The organism is Massilia niastensis DSM 21313, assembly GCF_000382345.1.
GTDB classification, from domain to species: Bacteria; Pseudomonadota; Gammaproteobacteria; order Burkholderiales; family Burkholderiaceae_D; genus Telluria; species Telluria niastensis.
Genome location: NZ_KB908117.1, coordinates 38,967 through 58,510 on the forward strand (window position 1 = coordinate 38,967; position 19,544 = coordinate 58,510).

A 19,544-nucleotide genomic window follows, 5' to 3' on the forward strand; every position below is an offset into this window, starting at 1 on the left:
AGCCGGTCAGAACCCGATGCGCGACTTGCCCGGCAGCGGGCGCAGGCGGATGTCTTCGACCGTAATGTGGCTGCGGCCATCCGCCACCGCATAGCCGAGGCTGTCGAGCAGGGTCTTGCGCAGGTCGCGCGGCGAGACCGGGGCCAGTTTGTCGAGCACGCTCTCCGCCAGCCGGTCGTCGAAACCGCCCAGGTTCAGTTCGGCCACCAGGGCCCGGACCATGCGCTGGGCGATGCCGGCCGCCTGTTCCGGCGTGGGCTTCGGCACTTCGTACACCGCCATGCGGTTCAGGAGCGGAGAAGGAATGCCCTCGGTCGAATTCGCGGTGAGGACCCAGAAGATCTGGCTGGCGTCGAGGTCGACGTCGATGAATTCGTCGCGGAAGGCCTTCGAGGTTTCGGGCTCCAGCAACTGGTAGAGGGCGGCCAGCGGATCGGACTGGCTCGAACCGGTGGCCTTTTCCACTTCGTCGAGCACCACCACCGGGTTGGCGTACTGGCCGCGCACCAGGCGTTCGGCCACCTTGCCGCACTTGGCGCCGCGCCAGCTGGCCGAGCTGCCGGTGATGACGAAGCCGGCCGACAGCGCATTCATGCTGATCAGCTCGCACTCGGTCTGCATCGCCTTCGCCAGGCGCTTGGCGAAATGGGTCTTGCCCACGCCGGGGCCGCCCAGCAGCAGGATGGGCATGACATTGAAGCCCTTGTCGCCGGCATGGGCCAGCCGCAGGTAGCGTGCCAGGTCGTCCAGCACTTCATCGAAATTGGGACACTCCTCGAACAGGGGATCGAGGGCCTCGATGGAAGAGGGGGTGGTGACGAAGCGCTCGGCTCCGGTTTCCAGCATGCGCTCGTAAAACGCTTCGAGCTCCGGGGAGCGGCCGCGATTGCGGTCGAGCGCTTCCTGGACTTCGATCAGGTCGTAGACCGCGCGGGTACGGGCGAGGGTGATGCTCACGACTGTCTCCTTGGGAGGGGAACCTCGAAAAACCTACTGCGCGTTGCACTGTCGGCGGGGCCGCCGAGGCCTGCGATGCTCGCTGTACTTCTCGTACAGCTGCGCTTCTCGGCCAACATTGCTGCCGCTCGCGACGGTTTTTCGAGCTTCCCACAAGCGGACACGAATCCGCCAGACTAGCTCGTCCAATCGGCTGCGCCAGCCTGCCGGGCGAGCCAAAGGCAGGTGGGTCATCGCCTTGGGTTCATCCTAACTCGTCCTGAAGGGAGCTGCAATTGTAAGTATTGCAATTGTGCGCCGGACCAGTTGTTTCTGTGCGTCAATTTCCGCGTAACTATTGATATTGCTCAAACAGAAACATCGTCTGTACAACTCAGGCGCCACCTGCACTTCCTTGCCTAAGTGCCTAATTTTACGAGACATTTTGGCATTACATGCCCACAACACCTGTTGCTAAGTCATTGGTTTCATTAGCAAATTTCGACTTTGGCAAGTGTGAATTCGCTTGACCGTCAACATTGCTTCCACTAAAGTGGGAAACAGTGTGAAAAAGTGTCGATTTGTGGGAGGAAATCCCGTTTTTTGGCGCCTAAAAACAGAACATTCGAAACTCTCCAAAGCTAGGTAAATACGTGTTTCAGGGCGCGTCAGCGATTAATCTCGATGCAAAAGGGCGGATGTCAATACCCGCCAAGCATCGCGACGCCCTCACGCAACAATGTGAAGGCCGTATGACGCTTACCAAACATCCACACGGTTGCCTGCTTTTTTTTCCCCGACCCGTCTGGGAAGAACACCGCAAGCAGATTGCGGCGTGGCCGATGTCCGCGCGCGCGTGGCAGCGCATTTTCCTCGGGAACGCCTGCGATGTCGAGCTGGACAGCGCCGGCCGGGTACTCATTTCGCCCGAGCTGCGCACTGCCGTCGGGCTCGACAAGGAAGTGATGATGCTCGGCATGGGCACCCACTTCGAAATCTGGAATGCCGCCAAGCTGGCCGAGGACGAGGCCGAAGCCGTCTCTGGTGGCATGCCCGATGTCCTTTCCAATTTCTCCTTCTGAGGCGCCGATGACGGAAACTCTCACGGTGCCCGGATTCCAGCATCGAACGGTACTGCTGGATGAAGCAGTCGACGCGCTCAACCTCGAGGGCGCGCGTGCCTCCGGTACTTATATAGATGGCACCTTCGGCCGCGGCGGCCACAGCCGGCTGCTGCTGTCGCGCCTGAGCGACAGCGGCCGCCTGTTCGCGTTCGACAAGGATCCGCAGGCGATCGCCACTGCGGAGGCCGTCGGCGACCCCCGTTTTGCCATTGTGCATGACAGTTTCGCCACGATGCACGACGCGCTGGCCGCGCGCGGCGTCAATCAGGTCGATGGAATCCTCCTCGACCTCGGTATCTCGTCGCCCCAGGTGGACGACGCCAGCCGCGGTTTCAGCTTCCGCCAGGACGGCCCGCTCGACATGCGCATGGATACCACGCGCGGCATGTCGGCGGCGGAATGGATCGCAACCGCACCGGAACAACAACTTGAAAAGGTCATTCGCGATTATGGAGAAGAACGGTATGCTTTTCAGATTGCAAAGGCGATTGTTGCTCGCCGCGCAATCGAGCCAATTTCAGGCACACGACAGCTTGCCGCAATCGTGGCAGACGCGGTCAAGACCAGGGAAAAGGGCAAGGATCCGGCAACCAGGACCTTTCAGGCTGTCCGGATTTTCATCAATAAAGAGCTTGAGGACCTCGAGGCAGGTCTGAGCGCCGCCTATGCCATGCTGGCGCCGGGTGCGCGCATGTCGGTGATCAGCTTCCACTCGCTCGAGGACCGGATGGTGAAGCAGTTCTTCGCCTCCAAGGTCAAGGTCGCCCAGCCCGACCGCCGCCTGCCGATCCGCGCCGTCGACCTGCCGCAGCCGCTGATGAAGCTGATCGCCAAGATCAAGCCGTCGGACGAGGAAGTCGATGCCAATCCGCGCGCCCGTTCGGCGGTGCTGCGCGTGGCCGAGCGCCTGCCCGGAGAGGCTGCATGAGCAGTAAGCTGAATATCCTGCTGGCCGCGCTGCTGGTCGGGTGCGCCTTGTCGGTCGTGAACGCGCGCTACCAGGCGCGCCACCTCCTGATCGAACTGGAGCGCCTGACGCAGCAGTCGCGCCAGCTCGATATCGACTGGGCCCAGCTCCAGCTCGACCAGTCGACCCTGGGCAAGAACGAACGTATCGAATCACGCGCACGCACGGAACTGAACATGACGCCGTTGACCCCGGCCCGTACCCAATACCTGACGGAAGGCGGTCGATGACCCGCGGCGCCAAGGCAGGCGGCGCGCGCGTCGCTGCATCGAAGGGCGTGGCTTTTTCGAAAAGCCCGCTGCTGGCCGTGCGCCTGCCGGACTGGCGTTCGCGCCTGGTCCTGTTCGTGCTGTTCGCCGCCTTCGCGGCGCTCGGCGTGCGCGCCATGTGGCTGCAGGGCATGTCGACCCAGTTCCTGCAAAAGCAGGGCAAGAGCCGCTACGAGCGCACGCTCGAACTGCCGGCCTTCCGCGGCCGCATCCTCGACCGCAACGGCGAGGTGCTGGCCTCCTCGCTGCCGGTCAAGGCCGTGTGGGCGATCCCCGAGGACGTGCTCAAGGCGCCGCCGGAAAAGATTCAAGAGCTGGCGCGCCTGCTCGAGATGCCCGAGACCGACCTGCGCAAGAAGCTCGACTCCGACCGCACCTTCGTCTACCTGAAGCGCCAGGTCGAGATGCCGGTCATCGCCCGGATCGAGAAGCTCAAGATCGACGGCATCGACACCCGCAAGGAATACAAGCGCTTCTACCCGCAGGGCGAAGTGATGACCCACCTGGTGGGCTTCACCAACGTCGAGGACAAGGGCCAGGAGGGCATGGAGCTGCAGTACCAGAAGGAGCTGATGGGCGTGCCGGGCAGCCGCCGCGTGATCAAGGACCGCCTGGGACACATCGCGGAAGACCTGGGCATGTTCCGCGAACCGCACCAGGGCAAGGACCTGGTGCTGTCGGTCGACAGCAAGCTGCAGTACATCGCCTTCACCAGCATCAAGAACGCGGTCGAGAAGTTCGAGGCCAAGGCCGGCGCCGCCGTGGTGCTGGACGTGAAGACCGGCGAAGTGCTGGCGCTGGCGAACTACCCGACCTACAACCCGAACGACCGCTCCAAGCTGACCGGCGAGCAGCTGCGCAACCGCGTGATCACCGACACCTTCGAGCCGGGTTCCACGATCAAGCCGATCACCGTCGCGCTCGGGCTCGAGACCAGGCGCATCACGCCCGAGACGGTGTGGGACGTCTCGCCCGGCTACACCATCATCGGCGGGCGCCGCATCCGCGACACCCACAACTACGGGATCCAGACGACCGGCGGCCTGATCCAGAAATCGTCGAACATCGGCATGACCAGGATCGCCGCGATGATCCCGCAGCAGGAGATGTGGGAGATCTATACCAAGGTCGGCTTCGGCCAGGCGCCGCGCTTCGGCTTCCCGGGCGCCGCCGCCGGCCGCGTGCGTCCCTGGAAGTCGTGGAAACCGATCGAATACGCGAACATGTCCTTCGGCCACGGCCTGTCGGTGTCGCTGCTGCAGCTGGCGCGTTCGTACATGATCTTCGCCCGCAACGGCGACATCATCCCGCTGTCCTTCACCAAGGTGGACGAGGAGCCGATCGGCCAGCAGGTGATCTCGCCGAAGACCGCGGCCCAGGTGCGCACCATGCTCGAATCCGTGGTCAGCCCGCAAGGCACCGCGTCCAAGGCGCAGGTGGCCGGCTACCGCATCGGCGGCAAGACCGGCACCGCGGAAAAGATCGTCAACGGCCGCTATTCGCGGACCAATAACATCGGCTACTTCGCCGGCATCGCGCCGATGTCGCAGCCGCGCTTCATCATCGCCGTCATGGTCGACGACCCGAGCGGGCCGCTGCGAACCGGCGGCAGCGTCGCCGCGCCGACCGCCGCCGACCTGGCGTCGAGCGCGCTGCGGGCCGCGAACGTACCGCCCGACTCCTCGGTCACCGACATCATCATTCCGGAAAATCCCCTAGAGGAGAGCATGTGATGGCCCTGAGCCTGAACGACATCTGCCAGTGGATCCGCGCCGCCGCACCAGGCGGCCGTCTCGTTTCGGACTCCCGCCGCGTCGCCAGGGGCGACGTGTTCTTCGCCTATCCGGGCGAGGCCGCGGACGGTCGCAACTACATCGGCGCGGCGGTGGCCGCCGGCGCCGCGGCAGTGGTCTACGAAGAAAATGGTTATTCCTGGGACGAGGCGCTGGCAGTGCCGCGCCTGGCCGTTCCCGAGCTGAAGAAGAATGCGGGCCCGATCGCCCACGCCCTGCTCGGCCAGCCGGACAGCGGCATGTTCACCGTCGCCGTCACCGGCACCAACGGCAAGACCTCGTGCGCGGTGTGGACCGGCCAGGCGCTGGCGCGCCTCGGCGAGACCGCGGCCGTGATCGGCACGCTCGGCGTCGGCCTGGTCAAGGGCAAGGCCGAACCGGCTTTCGACGCCACCGGCTACACCACCCCCGACGCGGTGCTGCTGGCGCAGAAGCTGGCCGACCTGCGCAAGGCCGGCGCCACCTCGCTGGCGATCGAAGCCTCGTCGATCGGCCTGGTCCAGGACCGCGCCGCCGGCATGCATTTCGACGCCGCGATCTTCACCAACCTGACCCGCGACCACCTCGACTTCCATGGCGACATGGAGGCCTACGAGGCGGCCAAGGTCAAGCTGTTCGAATGGGAAGGCCTGAAGACGGCCATCGTCAACCTCGACGATCCGGCCGGCCAGCGCCTGGTGGCGCACCTGCGCGCCAGCTTCCCGGCGCTGTCCGTGACCGGCTACACCCTCAAGGGCGCGGCGGAGCAGCCGGCCATCGAAGGCGTGGCCATCCTGCGTGCGAGCGGCATGCGCAGCCGGCATGCCGGCACCGAATTCCAGGTCGATACGCCAGGCGGCGGCGCCACCCTCAAGACCCGGCTGGTGGGCCACTACAACGTCAGCAATGCGCTGGCGGTGCTGGGCGCGCTGCTGGCCAAGGGCGTGGCGCTGAAGAGCGCGGTCGAGGCCATCGAGGCGCTGGCGCCGGCCCCGGGCCGCATGCAGCAGATCGGCGGCCAGGACGCGCCGATGGTCGTGATCGACTACGCGCACACGCCGGATGCGCTGGAAAAGACGCTGGAAGCCTTGCGCCAGGTGGCCCTCGACCGCGGCGGCCAGCTGTGGTGCGTGTTCGGCTGCGGCGGCGACCGCGATCCGGGCAAGCGTCCTCAGATGGGCGAGATCGCGCAGGCGGCCGACCATGTGCTGGTCACCAGCGACAATCCGCGCAGCGAGGAGCCGTCGGCCATCATCGCCCAGATCGTCGCGGGCATGGACCCGAAGCATCCGCATTCGCGATGCCAGGCGGTCGAAGACCGCGCCGCGGCCATCCTGCTGGCCGTGAAGCAGGCCGCCAAACAGGACGTGATCCTGCTGGCGGGGAAGGGCCATGAGCCGTACCAGGAAATCAAGGGACGGAAGATGCCGTTCTCGGACGCCGATCACGCCTCGCTGGCGCTGACGGCGCGCCTTACGATGTTGAGGACTCATTAAGATGCAAGCTTCGCTGGCACAACTCATCGCGTCGATCCCCGGTGCGCGCCTGGTCGGCGCGGACGTCGGGTTCGACGGCGTTTCGACCGACAGCCGCACGGCGAATGCCGGCGCGCTGTTCGTCGCGTTGCGCGGCGAGACCTTCGATGCCCACAACTTCCTCGACCAGGTCGCCGCGCGCGGCGTGGCGGCGGTGGTGGTGCAGCAGCTGCCGGAGGGCTGGACCCTGCCGGCGATCGTGGTGCCGGACACCCTGGCGGCGCTGGGAAAGATCGCGCATCACTGGCGCAGCCAGTTCGCGTTGCCGCTGATCGGCGTCACCGGCAGCAATGGCAAGACCACGGTCAAGGAGATGATCGCCGCGATCCTGGCGGCCGCCGTGGGCGAGGACGCGCGCCTGGCGACCCGGGGTAACCTGAACAACGAGATCGGCGTGCCCTTGACCCTGTTCCGCCTGGGTGCGCAGCACCGCGCGGCGGTGATCGAGCTGGGCATGAACCATCCGGGCGAGATCGGCCGCCTGTCGGCCATCGCGGCGCCGACCGTGGGGCTGGTCAACAATGCGCAGCGCGAGCACCAGGAATTCATGCACACCGTCGAGGCGGTGGCGCGCGAGAATGGCTCGGTGCTGCAGGCGCTGCCCGCCGACGGCGTGGGCGTGTTCCCGGGCGACGATACCTATACGGACCTGTGGCGGTCGCTGACGCCGTGCCCGGTCCTCACTTTCGGCCTGAGCGAGGCCTGCGACGTGCGCGCCACCTATGCCGGCACCGGTTTCGGCAGCGAGCTGCGGGTGAGTGCGCGCGGCGCGCAGTTTACGCTGAAGCTGGCCGCAGCCGGCGAACACAACGTGCGCAACGCGCTGGCCGCGATGGCCTGCGCTTTCGCGGCCGGCGTCAGCCAGGACGCCATCGTGCGCGGCCTGGAAGCCTTCGCCCCGGTCGGCGGCCGCCTGCAGCGCAAGCAGGCCGCCAACGGCGCCACCGTCATCGACGACACCTACAACGCCAACCCCGACTCCATGCGCGCCGCGATCGACGTGCTGGCGGCCTATCCGGCCCCGCGCATCCTGGTCGTGGGCGACATGGGCGAAGTGGGCGCGCAGGGAAAGGAATTTCACGAAGAAATCGGTGCCTACGCAAACAGCCGCGGCATCGAGACCGTGCTCGCGACCGGCGAGCTGGCGCGCCACCTGGCCGCGTCGGGAGCACAGCATTACGAGCAGTTCGAGGATTTATTGGCAGCACTGGATGAAAAACTGGGCGGCAATACCGACGCGACTGTCCTGGTGAAGGGCTCGCGCTTCATGAAGATGGAGCGCGTGGTCCAGCACCTGACCGGATCAATCAACATTGGCAAGGACGCCCATTAATCATGCTTCTCTGGCTTGCTCAGTACTTCCAGGACTACATCGGTCCGCTGCGCGTATTTAACTACATCACCTTCCGCGCCGTGTTCGCGACCATCACCGCGATCACGATCGGCCTCATTTGCGGCCCGGCGGTGATCCGCAAGCTGACCGAACTGAAGGTCGGCCAGGCGGTGCGCACCTATGGCCCGCAAAGCCACCTGACCAAGCACGGCACCCCGACCATGGGCGGCGTGCTGGTCCTGATCTCGATCGGCATCTCGACCCTGCTGTGGTGCGACCTGTCGAACCGCCTGATCTGGCCGGTGCTGGTCGTGACCATGGGCTTCGGCGCGATCGGCTGGGTCGACGACTACCGCAAGGTGGTCTACAAGGACCCGGAAGGCATGCGCTCGGGCGAGAAGTATTTCTGGATGTCGCTGATCGGCATCGCGTCCGCGCTGTACCTGGCGTTCTCGGTCTCGGCCGCGAACCCGTGGGAAGTCGCGCAGCTGTTCTACGCCTGGGTGCAGTCCGGCTTCTCGATGAGCCTGCCGCCGAAGGCCGACCTGATCGTCCCGTTCTTCAAGTCGATCAGCTATCCGCTGGGCGTGTGGGGCTTCATCGCGCTGACCTATTGCGTCATCGTCGGCGCCAGCAACGCGGTCAACTTCACCGACGGCCTGGACGGCCTGGCGATCATGCCGACCGTGATGGTCGGCGGCGCGCTCGGCCTGTTCGCCTACCTGACCGGCAGCGTCACCTTCGCGAAATACCTGCTCATCCCCTACATCCCGGGCGCCGGCGAAATCCTGATCTTCTGCGGCGCGATGGCCGGCGCGGGCCTGGCCTTCCTCTGGTTTAACGCGCATCCGGCCCAGATGTTCATGGGCGACGTCGGCGCGCTGGCGCTGGGCGGCGCGCTCGGCACCATCGCCGTCATCGTGCGCCAGGAGATCGTGCTGTTCATCATGGGCGGCGTGTTCGTGGCCGAGACCCTGTCGGTGATCATCCAGGTCAGCTGGTTCAAGTACACCAAGAAGCGCTACGGCGCCGGCCGCCGCGTATTCCTGATGGCGCCGTTGCACCACCATTTTGAACAAAAGGGCTGGAAAGAGACCAAGGTCGTCGTCCGCTTCTGGATCGTGACCATGATGCTCGTCCTTGTTGGCTTGTCGACTCTGAAACTGCGCTGATGAACTACGAAGGCAAATCCGCACTGGTACTGGGCCTTGGCGAATCGGGGCTGGCAATGGCGCAATGGCTGGCGCGCTGCGGCGCGCGCGTGCGCGTCGCCGATACCCGCACCGAGCCGCAGCGCCTGTTCGCCCTGCGCCAGGCGGTGCCCACGGCCGAATTCGCCGGCGGCGAATTCACGGCCGACTTGCTGGACGGGGTCGATTTCGTCGCCGTCAGCCCGGGCCTGGCCCCGCAGCGCGAACTGGCGTCGATCGCGCCGGCGGCGCTGGCGCGCCACGTGCCGGTCTGGGGCGAGATCGAGCTGTTCGCCCAGGCCCTGGCCCACCTGCGCCAGGAACGCGGCTATGCCCCGAAAGTCATCGCCATCACCGGCACCAACGGCAAGACCACCGTCACCAGCCTGACCGGCCTGCTGTGCCGCCGCGCCGGCCTGTCCACCCGCGTGGCCGGCAACATCAGCCCGGCCGCGCTGGACGTGCTGCGCGAAGTGCTCGATAGCGACGACCTGCCGCAGGCCTGGGTGCTCGAACTGTCGAGCTTCCAGCTGCACACCACCTTCAGCCTGCAGGCCGACGCGGCCACGGTGCTGAACCTGACCCAGGACCACCTCGACTGGCACGGCAGCATGGATGCCTACGCGGCCGACAAGGCGCGCATCTTCGGCGCCGACACCGTGCGCGTGCTCAATCGCGACGACGCGCTCGTGATGCGCATGGTCGCCGTCGACACCCCGAGCGTCACCTTCGGCACGGGCGAACCCGAGGAGCCGAACAGCTTCGGCCTGGTCAACGAGCGCGGCGTGCTGTGGCTCGCCACCGCCGTCGCCGGAGAAGAACCGGAAAAGAAGCGAAGGAAGGGCCGCGCGGAGGCGCTTCCGACCGAGGCGCCCGAGCCGGTCGAGGTGACCGTGAACCGCCTGATGCCGGCCGATGCGCTGCGCATCCGCGGCCTGCACAACGCCTCGAACGCGCTGGCCGCGCTGGCCCTGTGCCGCGCCTGCGGCCTGCCGCTGGCGCCGCTGCTGCACGGCCTGCGCGAATACGCGGGCGAGCCGCACCGCGTCGAGCTGGTCGCGAGCATCGACAACGTCGACTTCTACGACGACAGCAAGGGCACCAACGTCGGCGCCACCGTCGCCGCGCTGGAAGGCCTGGGCAAGGCCTTCACCGGGGAAGACCAGCAGATCGTGCTGATCGCCGGCGGCGACGGCAAGGGCCAGGACTTCGCGCCGCTGGCGCTCCCGAGCTCGCGCTACGTGCGCGCGGTGCTCCTGATCGGCCGCGACGCGCCGGCCGTGCGCGCCGCCATCGAACCGACCGGCGTGCCGGTGTTCGACCTCGCCAGCCTGCCGGAAGCCGTGCGCCGCGCGGCCGGCCTGGCGAAAGCGGGGGATGCCGTGCTGCTGTCACCGGCCTGCGCCAGCCTGGACATGTTCACCAACTACGCGCACCGCGCGCAGGTGTTCGTCGACGCCGTGCGTGAAATCGCGCTCGAGAAGGGGCAGGAGATCTGATGGCGTTCCAGATTCCCTTCAAGTTCTCCGGTTCCTCCAAGGACGTCCCGATCGCGGCCGGCAGCCGTCCGTCCAGGATGATGGAGTACGACCAGCCGCTGGTCTGGGTCACCCTGATCCTGATGCTGTTCGGAATGGTGATGGTGTACTCGGCCTCGATCGCGCTGCCCGACTCGCCCAAGTTCGCCTGGCTGGGCGACCGCAACGAATATTTCCTGGAGCGCCAGTTCGGCTTCATCGTGGTGTCCGTCATCGCCGCCGCGCTGGTGTTCCGCATCCCGATCGCGCAGTGGCAGAAATGGGCGCCGATGATGTTCATCGGCACCCTGGTCCTGCTGATGCTGGTCCTGATCCCGGGCGTGGGCGTGTCGGTCAACGGCGCGCGCCGCTGGCTGTCGCTGAAGGTGTTCAACCTGCAGCCGTCCGAGCTGATGAAGATCGCGGTGGTCCTGTACGCGGCCGACTTCACCGTGCGCAAGCAGGAATACATGCACAAGCTGACCAAGGGCTTCGTGCCGATGATGGTCGCGATCGGCCTGGTCGGCGGCCTGCTGCTGATGGAACCCGACCTCGGCGCCTTCGGCGTGATCGTCTGCATCGCGATGGGCATCCTGTTCCTGGGCGGGGTCAACATCGTCTGGTTCGGCGGCATCGGCGCGCTGCTGGTGGTGATCTTCACCTCGATCATCGCGCTGTCGCCGTTCCGCCGCGCGCGCATGTTCGCCTACCTCGACCCGTGGCAGGAGGACAATGCGCTGGACAAGGCGTACCAGCTGACCCACTCCCTGATCGCGTTCGGCCGCGGCGAGTTCTTCGGCGTCGGCCTGGGCGGCTCGGTCGAGAAGCTGCACTACCTGCCGGAAGCGCACACCGACTTCATCATGGCCGTGATCGGCGAAGAGCTCGGCCTGGTCGGCGTGCTGGCCGTGATCGCGCTGTTCTACTGGCTGGTCAAGCGCGCCTTCGACATCGGCCGCCAGGCGATCGCCCTCGACCAGACCTTCGCCGGCCTGGCCGCGAAGGGCATCGGCATCTGGATCGGCGTGCAGACCTTCATCAACATGGGCGTCAACCTCGGCCTGCTGCCGACCAAGGGCCTGACCCTTCCCTTGATGAGCTATGGCGGTTCCGGCGTATTGATCAACTGCGTGGGCCTGGCGATCCTGCTGCGCATCGACTACGAGAACCGCGTGCGGATGAAGGGAGGCCGCACATGAAGCGCCTGATGATCATGGCGGCGGGCACCGGCGGCCACATCTTCCCCGGCATCGCGATCGCGCAGACCATGCGCGCGCGCGGCTGGGAAGTGTCGTGGCTGGGCACCGCGCACGGCATGGAAAAGGACCTGGTGCCGAAGGCCGGCATCGCGATGGACACCATCGACTTCGCCGGCCTGCGCGGCAAGGGCCTGGCCCACACCATCACCGGCGCGTTCAAGATGGCGGCCAGCTTCGCCAGCTGCCGCCGCTACCTGAGCCTGCGCAAGCCGGACGTGGTGCTGGGCATGGGCGGCTACGTGACCGTGCCGGGCGGGATGATGGCGCGCACGCGCGGCGTGCCGCTGGCGCTGGTGAATGCCGACGCCGCGCTGCTGTTGTCGAACAAGACCCTGACCCCGATCGCGCAGCGCGTGCTGTTCGGCTTCCCGGCCGATTTCGGCAGCGCGGCCGGCAAGGCGGTCGTCACCGGCAACCCGGTGCGCAGGGAAATCCTCGACCTGCCGGCGCCGGCCCAGCGCTTCGCCGGCCGCAGCGGTCCGCTGCGGGTGCTGGTGATGGGCGGCAGCCTGGGCGCCAAGGTGCTGAACGACAGCGTGCCGGCGGCGCTGGCCCTGATCGACCCGGCGCTGCGCCCGGTCGTGACCCACCAGTCGGGCAAGAAGAACATCGAGGCGCTGCGCGCGGCCTATGCCGGCGCCGGTGTCAACGCGAACGTGGTCGACTTCATTGATGACATGGCCGCGGCCTACGCCGGGGCCGACCTGGTGATCTGCCGCGCCGGCGCGATCACGGTGTCGGAACTGACGGCGGCGGGCGTGGCCAGCGTGCTGGTGCCTTTCGTGGCCAGCACCACCAGCCACCAGCGCGACAACGCGGTATGGATGCATCAACAGAAAGCGGCAGTGCACCTGCCGCAGGGCGAACTGAATCCGCAGCGGCTGGCAAGCCTGCTGCAAACGACGACACGCGACGACTGCCTGGCGATGGCGCAGGCGGCGCGGCAGGCAGGCAAGCGCGACGCCAACGAGGCGATCGCACAGGTACTGGAACAATTGGCGGGAATAAGGGCACGATGAAGCACAAGATCAAGAACATCCATTTCGTCGGCATCGGCGGCAGCGGCATGAGCGGCATCGCCGAGGTGCTGCTGAATCTCGGCTACCGCGTCTCGGGTTCCGACCTGAACAGCAACGCGGCCAGCCAGCGCCTGGCGGAGCTGGGCGCGCGCGTCGAACTGGGCCACAAGGCCGAGAACGTGGCGGGCGCCGACGTGGTCGTGACCTCGACCGCCGTCAACGAGGCCAACCCGGAAGTCGTGGCGGCCCGCGCCGCCAAGGTGCCGGTGGTGCCGCGCGCGATCATGCTGGGCGAACTGATGCGCCTGAAGCGCGGCATCGCGATCGCCGGCACCCACGGCAAGACCACCACCACCAGCCTGGTGGCCTCGGTGCTGGCCCAGGGCGGCCTGGATCCCACCTTCGTCATCGGCGGGCGCCTGAACAGCGCCGGCGCGAACGCCAAGCTGGGCTCGGGCGAGTACATCGTGGCCGAGGCCGACGAGTCGGACGCGTCGTTCCTGAACCTGACGCCGATGATCGAAGTGATCACCAACATCGACGCCGACCACATGGAGACCTACGAGCACGACTTCGAGAAGCTGAAGGGCGCGTTCGTGAACTTCACCCACCGCCTGCCGTTCTACGGCCGCGTGATGATGTGCATCGACGACCGCCACGTGCGCGACATCCTGCCGCAGGTGACCAAGCCGGTGACGACCTACGGCTTCTCGGAAGAGGCCGAAGTGCGCGCCATCGACGCCTACGCGGACGGCGTGCACATGCACTTCACGGTGCGCCAGGACGGCTATCCGGACGCCAGGTTCGTGCTGAACCAGCCGGGCATGCACAATGTGCTCAACGCCTGCTCGGCGATCGCGATCGCGCGCGAGATCGGCATTCCCGACGCCGCCACCGCCCAGGGCCTGCTGGAATTCCGCGGCGTGGGCCGCCGCTTCACCCGCTACGGCGAGGTCCAGCTGCCGGCCGGCGGCAGCTTCACCCTGGTCGACGACTTCGGCCACCACCCGGTCGAGACCGAGGTGACCCTGGCCGCCGCCCGCGCCGCCTATCCGGGCCGGCGCCTGGTGCTGGCCTTCCAGCCGCACCGCTACAGCCGCACGCGCGACCTGTTCGAGGACTTCGTGAAGGTCCTCGGCACGCCCGACGTGCTGCTGCTGTCCGATGTCTACCCGGCCGGCGAAGCGCCGATCGTGGCCGCCGACGGCCGCGCCCTGGCGCGCGCGCTGCGCACCGCCGGCAAGACCGAACCGATTTTCGTGGAGGCGATCGCCGACATGCCCGCCGCCATCCTGAACGTGGCGCGCGACGGCGACGTCGTCCTCACCATGGGCGCAGGCTCGATCAGCGGCGTCCCCAATCAACTGACCAATGCAAAGGCTTAATTCGTGAACGTGTCCACCACTCCTACCATTGACGCGGCTTCTTTCGGCAAGGTCGGCGTGCTGTTCGGCGGCCGCTCCGCCGAACGTGACGTATCGATCATGTCCGGCACCGGCGTGCTGGAAGCCCTGAAGAGCCGCGGCATCGACGCCCACCCGTTCGATCCGGGCACCCAGAGCCTGGCCGACCTGGCGGCGCAGAACTTCGACCGCGTGTTCATCGCGCTGCACGGCCGCTACGGCGAGGACGGCAGCCTGCAGGGCGCGCTCGAGCAGCTCGGCATCCCGTATACCGGCTCCGGCGTGATGGCGTCCGCGGTCGGCATGGACAAGATCACCACCAAGAAGATCTGGCTGATGCACGGCGTGCCGACGCCGGGCTACGCCGCGATCGGCGCGAACACCGACCTGGATAAGGTGGTGGCCGAGGTCGGCCTGCCGCTGATCGTCAAGCCGCCCCTGGAAGGCTCGACCATCGGCATCACCAAGGTCACCAGAGCGGAAGAACTGAAGGCCGCCGTGGAACTGGCCGCCGGCTTCGACGAAGTGGTGCTGGCCGAGGAATTCGTCACCGGCCGCGAGTTCACCGTCGCCGTGCTGGGCACGGGCGCGAAGGCGCGTGCGCTGCCGATCGTCGAGATCGTGGCCCCGGAAGGCAACTACGACTACCAGAACAAGTATTTCAGCGACGACACGCAGTACCACTGCCCGGCCCAGCTTTCTCCCGAACTGACCGAGGAGATCCAGCGCCACTCGGTGGAAGCCTACCGCGCGCTCGGCTGCGAGGGCTGGGGCCGGGTCGACGTGCTGGTGCGCGAGAGCGACAACCGTCCGTTCCTGCTCGAGGTGAACACCTCGCCGGGCATGACCACCCATTCGCTGGTGCCGATGGCCGCGCGCGCGGTGGGCATCAGCTACGAGGACCTGTGCATCGAGATCCTGCGCTCGGCGCGGATCAAGATGGGCAACAGAATGGCAAAAGCAGAGGGATAAGAAGCCATGTGGCATGACGTCCGGGCCCTGAATGCTACCGCCAGCGCCACCATGGCGCTGACGGTGCTCGCCTGTATCGCGTCGTTCGTGTGGTGGCTGTCGCAGCTGCCCATGTTCTCGTTGCGCGAGGTGACGGTGGAGAGCATGTACCAGATCGACCTGCGGCACGTGAACGAACTCACGGTGCGCAACGGCGTGATCGGCAAGATCCGCGGGAATTTCTTCACCGCCGACCTGGAGCAGGTGAGGACGACCTTCGAGACGGTGCCGTGGGTGCGCCGGGCAACCGTGCGCCGCGAGTGGCCGAATCAGCTGATCGTGGAGGTGGAAGAACACGAGGCGATCGGCACCTGGGGCGAGGATGGCCGCCTGCTGTCGGTCAAGGGCGATGTGTTCACCGCCAACATCGCCGAAGCCGACGACGAATACGAGCTGCCGGCCTTCTCCGGACCGGTCGGCAGCGAGAAGGAAGTGCTGTCCCGCTTCTCGGAACTGCGCGCGCTGTTCGCGCCGGTGAAGCTGGTGCCGCGCGAAGTCAGCCTGTCCAGCCGCTACGCCTGGACCGTGAAGCTGGACAACGGCATGAGCGTGGAACTGGGGCGCGAGCAGGACCGCGCCACGCTGAAGAATCGCGTGCAGCGCCTGGTCGGCGTCTACCCGCAGCTGGTCGCCAGGCTGCAGGAGGGACGCATCGACACCATCGACATGCGCTATCCGAACGGATTGGCGCTGTCGTCGGCGGCGCTGAACGTGCCCCTTGACGCCACCAAGCCGGTCAAGGCGGCAAAGAAAAAAACGACTCCGACCAACAAAACAACCAAGCAAACCTAAGCAGGCGAACAGCAATGACAAAAGACGCGAAAAACCTGATCGTCGGCCTCGACATCGGCACCTCGAAGGTGGTGGCGGTCGTGGCGGAGGTGATGTCCGACGGACGCCACGAGGTGATCGGCCTCGGTCAGCACGAGTCGAAAGGATTGAAGAAGGGCGTGGTCGTCAACATCGAGGCCACCGTCGAGTCGATCCAGCGCGCCCTCGAGGAGGCGGAGCTGATGGCCGACTGCAAGATCCGCAACGTCTATGCAGGCATCGCCGGCAGCCATATCCGTTCGTTCAATTCGAGCGGCATGGTCGCGATCAAGGACAAGGAAGTCACCGCGACCGACGTGGCGCGCGTGATCGAAACGGCCAAGGCGGTCAATATTCCGACCGACCAGCAGCTGCTGCACACCGTGCCGCAGGAATTCATCGTCGACAACCAGGAAGACGTGCGCGAGCCGATCGGCATGAGCGGCATCCGCCTGGAAGTGCGCGTGCACATCGTCACCGGCGCGGTGTCGGCGGTCCAGAATATCGTGAAATGCGTGCGCCGCTGCGGCCTCGAGGTGTCGGACCTGATCCTGCAGCCGATGGCCTCGGCCGACTCGGTGCTGACCGTCGACGAGAAGGAACTCGGCGTGGTCCTGATCGACATCGGCGGCGGCACCACCGACATCGCCGTGTTCTCGGACGGCGCGATCCGCCACACCGCGGTGATCCCGATCGCCGGCGACCAGATCACCAGCGACATCGCGATGGCGCTGCGCACCCCGACCGGCGAAGCCGAAGATATCAAGATCCGTTATGGCGTGGCCAAGCAGGTGCTGGCCGACCCGGGCGAGACGCTCGAAGTGCCGGGACTCGGCGACCGCGGCCCGCGCGCCCTGTCGCGCCAGGCGCTGGCGGCCGTGATCGAGCCGCGCGTCGAAGAACTGTTCGCGATGGTGCACCAGGTGGTGCGCGAATCCGGCTACGAAGGCGTGCTCTCGTCGGGCATCGTCCTCACCGGCGGCAGCTCGATCATGCCGGGCATGATCGAGATGGCAGAAGACATTTTCCTCAAGCCGGCGCGCCTTGGCACGCCGGACTATCGCGGCCAGCTGGCCGACGTGGTGCGCAGCCCCCGCTACGCCACCGTGCTCGGCCTGCTGCTGGAAGCGAAGAAGCAGTATCTGCGCGGTCACATCGTCACGCGCCAGGATGGCTCGGTGAAGGCAGTGTGGCAGCGGATGAAGGAATGGATAGCAGGGAATTTTTAAGTAAGTAGTGGTAAAAAATTCGTCACGGGTTAAAGATTTTTCAATACAATCGCAGTTACCGGCACGAGGCGCTACAGCGAGCACGCTAAAGCCTCGGCCCGGAACCGCATTTTGAATATTAGGAGTTCATCATGGAGTTCGATATGGTCGATAACGCAGCACTGGGAACCGTTATCAAAGTCGTCGGCGTCGGTGGCGCTGGCGGCAATGCGGTTCAACACATGATCAATAAAGGTGTGTCCGGTGTCGAGTTCATCGCCGCAAACACGGACGCACAGGCTCTGGCTGCGTCGAGCGCCAACAACATCATCCAGATCGGCGAGTCCGGCCTGGGCGCCGGCATGCGTCCGGAAGTTGGCCGCCAGCTGGCCGAGCAATCGCGCTCGCGCATCGAAGATGCGCTGCGCGGCGCGCACATGGTCTTCATCGCCGCCGGCATGGGCGGCGGCACCGGCACCGGCGCTGCGCCGATCGTGGCCGAAGTCGCCAAGACCATGGGCGCGCTGACCGTCGCCGTGGTCTCCAAGCCGTTCTCCTACGAAGGCGGCAAGTGCATGGAAATCGCCGAGGCCGGCCTCGACGAACTGACCAAGCACGTCGACTCGCTGATCGTGATCCTGAACGAGAAGCTCGAGGACATCTACGAAGACGAGAGCATGCTGGACTGGATGAAGCATGCCGACGACGTCCTGAACAACGCGGTGGCCGGCATCGCCGAGATCATCAACGTGCCGGGCCACATCAACGTCGACTTCAACGACGTCAAGACGATCATGGGCGAGCAGGGCAAGGCCATGATGGGCACCGCAACCGCCTCGGGCGTGGACCGTGCGCGCATCGCTGCCGAACAGGCCGTGGCGTCGCCGCTGCTGGACGGCATCGACCTGTCGGGCGCGAAGGGCGTGCTGGTCAACGTGACCGCAAGCCGCGGCCTGAAGGGCAAGGAAATCAAGGAAGTCATGGCTGCGGTGCGCGCCTTCGCGGCGCCGGACGCATCGATCGCCCAGGGCATCGCCTACGACGACGCGATGGGCGACGAGATCCGCGTGACCGTGGTCGCGACCGGCCTGGGCCGGAACAAGAAGATGCAGCTGGTCCAGCCGCAACAGGTGCTGCGCACCGGCACCTACAACGCGCCGGTGATGGCTGGCGCGGCGACGGTGTCCGGCGGCGTGCACATGGGCCATGCGGTTCCCGGCGACGCGATGGGCGGCATGAAGCAGCCGGCCGTGTGGCGTCGCGAGCAGGCATCGGAGCAGGTGCAGGCGATGCAGCGCAACGGTGTCGAGACCTACGACATTCCGGCCTTCCTGCGCAAGCAGGCTGACTAAGCCGGGGCAGGGCGGCGAAGCCGCCCGCTTCAACGAGAAGGGCCAGCGTGAGCTGGCCCTTCTCTTTTGGCGCTGTCACCTTTGCATATGGAAGAGCCCGATCGCGGCCCTGAGCAATTGCTCGGCTGAACTGATGCGCCCGCCGTCCAGGGCCCATTGCCAGCCAAGATAGTTGGGCAGGTAGCGCGACGCGACGCCGTGGAAGCGCGCCAGCCATTCACGAAAACGTCGGTGGTAAGCATTGACGTTCTGCACGTGGATGGCGCCACGCACCCGCTCGCCGCGCGCAGGCTGACGGTCTGGTGCGCGATGCCGGCTTCGCGGGCGAACGCGCGGTAGGCGGCATGCGGGTCGGTCACCAGCAGGACCTCCGGATCGAGCACCGGCCGCAGGTGCTGGTGCAGTTGGCGCGTGGTGACCGGTCCACGTCCCGTGACATAGTCGACGGTCTGTCCGGTGCGATCGCGCGCCACCAGGATGCAGTCGAGTTCCCGCGAGATGCCGCGCCGCCTGGCCACGCCGCCACGCTTGCGAGCAGGACGATCGAGCTTGCGCGATCCCTTTTGCGATTCGAGCAGGAACATTTCGTCGGCCTCGGCAACGCCTTTTAAACTGCTTGGCCGGTCGAGTTTGGTCAGGTGCAGGAAGCGGTGGCGCCAGCGAAAGCTCGTGTTCCGATGCACGCCGACCGCCTTGGCCGCCGCCCGGATCGGCCTGGAGGCGAGCATCGTATCCAGGTAATCGCGCCATTTGCTGCGATGGCGCAGCCGTGCCAGCGGGGTGCCGGTCAGGTCGTTGAAGGTGCGCCCGCACTGGCGGCAGCGGTAGCGCTGCAAGCC

Annotated in this window: 16 protein-coding genes and 1 pseudogene; 15 read left to right on the forward strand and 2 right to left on the reverse strand. The window is 66.4% G+C overall.

Features of this window, described 5'->3' with window-relative positions; all coding sequences use genetic code 11:
• Nucleotides 1-6: 6 nt before the first annotated feature.
• Nucleotides 7-957 carry an AAA family ATPase gene (locus H162_RS0121145; protein WP_020655495.1) on the reverse strand — a complete coding sequence of 317 codons (951 nt, stop codon included), beginning with the start codon at nucleotides 955-957 and terminating at the stop codon, nucleotides 7-9.
• A 632-nt stretch (nucleotides 958-1,589) separates the two neighbouring features.
• Here H162_RS0121145 and mraZ point away from each other — a divergent pair.
• The 15 genes from mraZ (at nucleotide 1,590) to ftsZ (ending at nucleotide 18,705) form a co-directional block, all read left to right on the forward strand.
• On the forward strand, nucleotides 1,590-2,018 hold the full coding sequence (mraZ, locus tag H162_RS0121150; RefSeq protein WP_026354907.1) for a division/cell wall cluster transcriptional repressor MraZ: 429 nt from the start codon (nucleotides 1,590-1,592) through the stop codon (nucleotides 2,016-2,018).
• Nucleotides 2,005-2,988: a 16S rRNA (cytosine(1402)-N(4))-methyltransferase RsmH gene (rsmH, locus tag H162_RS0121155; RefSeq protein ID WP_371846867.1), complete on the forward strand. Its 984-nt coding sequence runs from the start codon at nucleotides 2,005-2,007 to the stop codon at nucleotides 2,986-2,988. Before mraZ ends, rsmH begins: the two co-directional genes overlap by 14 nt.
• The gene (ftsL, locus tag H162_RS0121160) at nucleotides 2,985-3,257 is read left to right on the forward strand and encodes a cell division protein FtsL (RefSeq protein WP_020655498.1); all 273 of its coding nucleotides are present in this window, start codon (nucleotides 2,985-2,987) and stop codon (nucleotides 3,255-3,257) included. Before rsmH ends, ftsL begins: the two co-directional genes overlap by 4 nt.
• Nucleotides 3,254-5,029, forward strand: a complete 1,776-nt coding sequence (locus H162_RS0121165; RefSeq protein ID WP_020655499.1) for a peptidoglycan D,D-transpeptidase FtsI family protein — start codon at nucleotides 3,254-3,256, stop codon at nucleotides 5,027-5,029. The genes ftsL and H162_RS0121165 overlap by 4 nt, the downstream gene beginning before the upstream one ends.
• The gene (locus H162_RS0121170; RefSeq protein ID WP_020655500.1) at nucleotides 5,029-6,564 is read left to right on the forward strand and encodes a UDP-N-acetylmuramoyl-L-alanyl-D-glutamate--2,6-diaminopimelate ligase; all 1,536 of its coding nucleotides are present in this window, start codon (nucleotides 5,029-5,031) and stop codon (nucleotides 6,562-6,564) included. The genes H162_RS0121165 and H162_RS0121170 overlap by 1 nt, the downstream gene beginning before the upstream one ends.
• Nucleotide 6,565: 1 nt before the next feature.
• A complete protein-coding gene (locus H162_RS0121175) occupies nucleotides 6,566-7,936 on the forward strand; it encodes a UDP-N-acetylmuramoyl-tripeptide--D-alanyl-D-alanine ligase (protein ID WP_020655501.1) in 1,371 nt (456 codons plus the stop codon).
• A 2-nt stretch (nucleotides 7,937-7,938) separates the two neighbouring features.
• Entirely contained in the window at nucleotides 7,939-9,108 is a 1,170-nt protein-coding gene (gene mraY, locus H162_RS0121180; protein ID WP_020655502.1) for a phospho-N-acetylmuramoyl-pentapeptide-transferase, read from the forward strand.
• Nucleotides 9,108-10,625, forward strand: coding sequence for a UDP-N-acetylmuramoyl-L-alanine--D-glutamate ligase (murD, locus tag H162_RS0121185; RefSeq protein WP_020655503.1), 1,518 nt, complete (start codon nucleotides 9,108-9,110; stop codon nucleotides 10,623-10,625). The genes mraY and murD overlap by 1 nt, the downstream gene beginning before the upstream one ends.
• Entirely contained in the window at nucleotides 10,625-11,842 is a 1,218-nt protein-coding gene (ftsW, locus tag H162_RS0121190) for a putative lipid II flippase FtsW (RefSeq protein ID WP_020655504.1), read from the forward strand. Before murD ends, ftsW begins: the two co-directional genes overlap by 1 nt.
• Nucleotides 11,839-12,921, forward strand: coding sequence for an undecaprenyldiphospho-muramoylpentapeptide beta-N-acetylglucosaminyltransferase (gene murG / locus H162_RS0121195; protein WP_020655505.1), 1,083 nt, complete (start codon nucleotides 11,839-11,841; stop codon nucleotides 12,919-12,921). Before ftsW ends, murG begins: the two co-directional genes overlap by 4 nt.
• Nucleotides 12,918-14,306 carry a UDP-N-acetylmuramate--L-alanine ligase gene (gene murC / locus H162_RS0121200; RefSeq protein WP_020655506.1) on the forward strand — a complete coding sequence of 463 codons (1,389 nt, stop codon included), beginning with the start codon at nucleotides 12,918-12,920 and terminating at the stop codon, nucleotides 14,304-14,306. Before murG ends, murC begins: the two co-directional genes overlap by 4 nt.
• Nucleotides 14,307-14,315: 9 nt before the next feature.
• Entirely contained in the window at nucleotides 14,316-15,296 is a 981-nt protein-coding gene (locus tag H162_RS0121205; protein ID WP_026354909.1) for a D-alanine--D-alanine ligase, read from the forward strand.
• Between the two features lie 6 nt (nucleotides 15,297-15,302).
• Nucleotides 15,303-16,127 (forward strand): cell division protein FtsQ/DivIB, encoded by an 825-nt coding sequence (locus H162_RS0121210; protein ID WP_020655508.1) that lies wholly within the window; start codon nucleotides 15,303-15,305, stop codon nucleotides 16,125-16,127.
• Between the two features lie 14 nt (nucleotides 16,128-16,141).
• Complete coding sequence (gene ftsA / locus H162_RS0121215; RefSeq protein ID WP_020655509.1) at nucleotides 16,142-17,374, forward strand: cell division protein FtsA; 1,233 nt, start codon at nucleotides 16,142-16,144, stop codon at nucleotides 17,372-17,374.
• A 131-nt stretch (nucleotides 17,375-17,505) separates the two neighbouring features.
• Nucleotides 17,506-18,705: a cell division protein FtsZ gene (gene ftsZ, locus H162_RS0121220; protein ID WP_026354910.1), complete on the forward strand. Its 1,200-nt coding sequence runs from the start codon at nucleotides 17,506-17,508 to the stop codon at nucleotides 18,703-18,705.
• Nucleotides 18,706-18,780: 75 nt separating this feature from the next.
• Here the strand turns inward: ftsZ and H162_RS31465 are convergent.
• Nucleotides 18,781-19,544: pseudogene (locus H162_RS31465) on the reverse strand (IS1595 family transposase); the annotation flags it as partial.

Excerpts from the sequence above, each read along its gene's own strand:
- ftsL (WP_020655498.1), top strand. The coding sequence starts at position 2,985 with ATGAGCAGTAAGCTGAATATCCTGCTGGCCGCGCTGCTGGTCGGGTGC.
- H162_RS0121165 (WP_020655499.1), top strand. The coding sequence starts at position 3,254 with ATGACCCGCGGCGCCAAGGCAGGCGGCGCGCGCGTCGCTGCATCGAAG.
- H162_RS0121170 (WP_020655500.1), top strand. The coding sequence starts at position 5,029 with ATGGCCCTGAGCCTGAACGACATCTGCCAGTGGATCCGCGCCGCCGCA.
- H162_RS0121175 (WP_020655501.1), top strand. The coding sequence starts at position 6,566 with ATGCAAGCTTCGCTGGCACAACTCATCGCGTCGATCCCCGGTGCGCGC.
- mraY (WP_020655502.1), top strand. The coding sequence starts at position 7,939 with ATGCTTCTCTGGCTTGCTCAGTACTTCCAGGACTACATCGGTCCGCTG.
- murD (WP_020655503.1), top strand. The coding sequence starts at position 9,108 with ATGAACTACGAAGGCAAATCCGCACTGGTACTGGGCCTTGGCGAATCG.
- ftsW (WP_020655504.1), top strand. The coding sequence starts at position 10,625 with ATGGCGTTCCAGATTCCCTTCAAGTTCTCCGGTTCCTCCAAGGACGTC.
- murG (WP_020655505.1), top strand. The coding sequence starts at position 11,839 with ATGAAGCGCCTGATGATCATGGCGGCGGGCACCGGCGGCCACATCTTC.
- murC (WP_020655506.1), top strand. The coding sequence starts at position 12,918 with ATGAAGCACAAGATCAAGAACATCCATTTCGTCGGCATCGGCGGCAGC.
- H162_RS0121210 (WP_020655508.1), top strand. The coding sequence starts at position 15,303 with ATGTGGCATGACGTCCGGGCCCTGAATGCTACCGCCAGCGCCACCATG.
- ftsA (WP_020655509.1), top strand. The coding sequence starts at position 16,142 with ATGACAAAAGACGCGAAAAACCTGATCGTCGGCCTCGACATCGGCACC.
- ftsZ (WP_026354910.1), top strand. The coding sequence starts at position 17,506 with ATGGAGTTCGATATGGTCGATAACGCAGCACTGGGAACCGTTATCAAA.